Origin of the sequence: Jatrophihabitans sp., from assembly GCF_051960575.1 — a bacterium.
GTDB lineage: Bacteria > Actinomycetota > Actinomycetes > Mycobacteriales > Jatrophihabitantaceae > JBQCEE01.
This window is the reverse complement of the sequence record NZ_JBQCEE010000016.1, coordinates 1-4,229: the sequence shown is the minus strand read 5'-3', so window position 1 is coordinate 4,229 and position 4,229 is coordinate 1. Positions and strand designations below refer to the sequence as shown.

Genomic DNA, 4,229 nt, shown 5'->3' with positions numbered 1-4,229 from the left:
GACGACCTACGGCATCTGCTTCGCGCAGGGCGAGCGGCGGCCGCTGTACGTGCCGGTCGACGAGGACCACCCGGTCGTCCCCGAGGACGCGTATGCCATGTCGAAGGTCGCGAACGAGGTGACGGGCCGATCGTTCCAGGCACGGACCGGCGCGGACATCTACGGCCTGCGCATCAACAACGTCATCGAGCCGCACGAGTACGCCGAGATGTTCCCGCCGTTCCTGGACGACCCGGCGCTGCGCCGCCGCAACCTGTTCGCCTACATCGACGTCCGCGACCTCGGGCGGATGGTGCAGCGCTGCCTCACCACCGACGGCCTCGGCTTCCAGATCTTCAACGTCGCCAACGCCGACATGTCCGTTGCGGCGACGAGCCAGGAGATCATCGAGCGCTTCTACGACGGCGTCGAGGTGCGGCGTCCGATGGGGAGGGACGAGACGTTCTACTGCATCGACAAGGCGCGCGACATGCTCGGCTTCGACCCGACGCACTCGTGGCGCGACGTCCTGCCCGACCCCCGCGCGAACGCGATCTCCTGACGGAATCGGCATCGGCTGACGGATCTCGCATCCCGTGACGGCAGTTTCTGCCGTCACGGGATCGCGATTCCGTCACGCGATCCGCAATCCGTCACGAGATGGGGCAGGCGGGGCAGCCGCGGCGGAGCGCACCGCGCACGAGCGAGCGCACGAGCGAGCGCGCGGGCGACGCTCAGCCGACGGGGGTCACGACCGGGGTCCGGGACGCGTCCGAGACCTTCGGGAACGGGAAGGCGAGGGTGTCGCGGATCGGGGTGCCCAGCAGCATCATGATCAGGCGGTCGACGCCGATGCCGAGACCTCCGGTCGGCGGCATGCCGAGTTCGAGCGCGGCGAGGAACGACTCGTCGAGCTCCATCGCCTCGGGGTCGCCGGCGGCGCGGCGCCACGACTGCTCGGTGAGCCGACGGCGCTGCTCGACCGGGTCGGTGAGCTCCGAGTACGCCGTGCCGACCTCGCTCCCCCAGGCGACGAGGTCCCACCGCTCGGCCAGCCGCGGGTCGACCCGGTGCGGCCGGGCGAGGGGCGTCGTCTCGACCGGGAAGTCGACGTAGAACGTCGGCAGCGTCGTCGTAGGCTCGACGAGCCGTTCGTACAGCGCCGACAGCAGCGTGCCGACCGAGGCACCTGAGGGCGCCTCGACCCCGTGCAGCACGCACGCGCGGCGCACCTCGTCCAGCGGGGTGTCGAGGTCGAGGCGTCGACCGACGGCGGCAGACACCGCGTCGAGCACGGGGACGACCCGCCACGGCGCGTCCAGGTCGACCTCGACGACGTGTCCGTCGGCGTCGCGACGCATCGCCACCGCCGCACCGAACATCGCCCGGGCCGCGGATCGGATCAGCTCCTGCGCCAGTTCGCGCATGACCGCGTAATCGGCATAGGCCTGGTACACCTCGAGCGCGGTGAACTCGGGGTTGTGGGTGTCGTCGATGCCCTCGTTGCGGAAGTTCCGGTTGAGCTCGAAGACCCGCGGCATACCCGCGACGGCCAGCCGCTTCAGCGACAGCTCCGGAGCGATGCGCAGGTAGAGCGACTGGTCGGTGGCGTTGGCCCGCGTCACGAACGGACGCGCCGCAGCCCCACCGTGCACCGCCTGCAGCATCGGCGTCTCGACCTCGACGAAGCCGTGCTCGGTGAGCGTGCCGCGCAGCCGGCCGAGGGCCGCCGAGCGCAGTTCGAGCCGCTGCCGCGCGGAGGGCTGGACGACCAGCCGCAGCTGGTGGTCGCTCGGGACCACCTCGCGGGGCGTGAGCTTCGGCACCGGCGCCAGGCTCTTCGCCGCCATCCGCCACGATCGCGCGGCAACCGACAGCTCGCCGCGCCGCGAGCGCACCAGCTCGCCGGTCACGACGACGAGGTCGCCGAGGTCGATCGTGCGGCGGGCCAGCTCGTGCGCCTCGCCCACCGACGCGCGATCGACGATCACCTGCACGGTCGCCGCCCGCTCCTGCAGCACCAGGAAGAGGACGCCACCGTGGTCGCGCACGGCGCGCACGCGCCCCGCCACACCGACCGTCGTGCCCAGCCCCGTGTCGGCCCGGCGCACGACGTCGGCGATCTCGTCGAGCCGCTCGACCGCGACCGGGTAGGGGTCGCAGCCCGCCGCCCGCAACCGCTCGAGCTTCACGAGCCGGCTGAGCTGCGTGCGCGGCACCGGGGCCGGCTGCGGCGTGAGCGCCGCCTGCTGGCGTGCGACGGCCTCGATGAGCGGGACGGTCTCGTCGCCGACCTGCACGGTGCGTGCGTCGTCGCGCTGGTCGGGGCGCGCGCCCGGCCACGGCAGGAAGCCCTCGGCCGCGCCGGCCGCGATGCCGACTCGCGCGAGCGTGAGCGCCGAGTCGTAGCAGAGGTAGCGGGTGACCCAGCGCGGCTGGTAGCGCGCGTTGGTGCGGTACAGCGACTCGATCTGCCAGTAGCGCGAGGCGATCCGCATCGCCCGGCTGGTCAGCCGCACCAGCGGCCGCGCGCCGACCCGCTCGGCCGCGTCGAACACACCGCGGAACATCGCGAAGTTCAGCGACACCCGCGTGACGCCCCACTCGGTGCGCGCGTGCTGCACCAGGGCGGCGACCATGGCCTCGTTCAACCCGTTGTCGGACGACCGGTCGCGGCGCATGAGGTCGAGCGACAGGCCGCGGCGTCCCCACGGCACGAGCGAGAGCAGGCCCCGCAGCCGTCCCTCGCGGTCGTGGGCGAGCACCGCGACGCTGCGCCCGTCGAGCGGGTCACCGAGCCGGCCGAGCGCCAACGAGAAGCCGCGCTCGGTCGCGTCCACGCGCCAGCGCTCGGCGCACGCGGCGAGCTCGGCCATCTCGTCGGCGCTCAGCTCGTCGTGCCGCCGCACCGTGATCGTGTAGCCGAGGCGGCGCATCCGGCGGGCCGCGCGGCGGATCGGCTGCATCGACGGGTCGCCGAGGCTGAAGGCGGCGCAGTCGATGATCGCCTCGTCGCCCATCGGGATGGCCCGCAGGCCGGCGCGCACATAGGCGCGGGCACCCTCCTCGCCCGCAGCGAGCACCGCCGGGAACCACCCGTGCGAGCGGGCCTCCGCGAGCCATGCGTCGATCGCGCCGGGCCACGCGTCGGGCGCGCCGATCGGGTCGGCGCTGGCGATGCTGACGTTCGCGACCACGCGGCGGGTGATCGCGGCGTCGCGCCGCGGCGAGAACACCGCCGCCTTGTCCCGACGGGTGGCGAACCAGCCGAGCGAGTCGCGTTCGCCGTGCCGGTCGAGCAGTCCACGGATGGTCAGCTCGTCCTCGGCCGAGAGGACGGCGTGCGCGCGCGCCGAACGCAGCAGCACGATCACGGCGGCGACGACCGCGAGCGCCGACATGGTGCCGGCGAGCAGCGCGACCCACTCGTGCCCGTGCTGGCCGCGCCAACCGAGGTCGGTGCGGTCGGGACGCACGCCGAACGCGACGCGCACCGCCCAGTGCACGCGGTGGTAGGTGTCGCTCAGCCGCGCGGGGAAGGCGAGCGTGAGCGCGATGGACGCCGCCGTCGACAGCACGAGACCACCGACGAGCACGACCACCGCGCGGGTGCGCGAACCGGTCGCGAGCGACGAAGTGAACGCGCGGCGGGCGCCGACGAGCATGGCGGTGACGAGCACGGTGCAGCCGAGGTTCAGGCCCGTCACCACACCGGCCACCGAGTGCGCCTCGAGGCCGAAGCGGTTCGTGACCACGAGCCCTGCCACAACAGCCGTTGTGTACGCGGCCGAGAGCACCTGGAACCCGATCAGCAACTGCCAGGCGACACGCATGCGCCGGCGCACCGCGCCGGCCAGCACGAGCAGCAGTGCCGCCGAGAAGAGGCTCGGGCCCGCCGGGATGTTGAGCACGCCGAAGACGTCGTCGACCGGGTCGAAGCGCCGGCCGTGCAGCAGGAATGCGCGCAGCACCGACCACCAGGCCGCGGCCAGCAGCACCCGTGCGCCGATCTCGGCGAGCCGCGCGGGCCACACCGAGTCGTCGCGCTGCGCTGCAGCGACCCGGCCCGAGGTCTGCCGGGCGGTGCCGCGCTTGGCGCGCAACGTGCTGGGCTCTGGCAGCCGGAGATCCTGGGACATCGCTGCTCCTTCGCCGCGGTTCGGTGCGTGACAAGACCACCGCGTGCACGCCACCAGGACGCTGAGCCCCGCGACGAGTTCTCAGCGAGTGCTGGATCAGCCCTTGCTCAG

The 4,229-nt window shown here is 73.2% G+C and carries 2 protein-coding genes; one reads left to right on the top strand and one right to left on the bottom strand.

Annotated elements, in window-relative coordinates; all coding sequences use genetic code 11:
* Positions 1–541, top strand: a 541-nt coding sequence (locus ACTHMS_RS00795; RefSeq protein ID WP_440304774.1) for an NAD-dependent epimerase/dehydratase family protein, incomplete at its 5' end; no start/stop codon positions are given.
* Between the two features lie 172 nt (positions 542–713).
* Here ACTHMS_RS00795 and lysX read toward each other — a convergent pair.
* Complete coding sequence (gene lysX, locus ACTHMS_RS00790; protein ID WP_440304773.1) at positions 714–4,118, bottom strand: bifunctional lysylphosphatidylglycerol synthetase/lysine--tRNA ligase LysX; 3,405 nt, start codon at positions 4,116–4,118, stop codon at positions 714–716.
* Positions 4,119–4,229 lie beyond the last annotated feature (111 nt).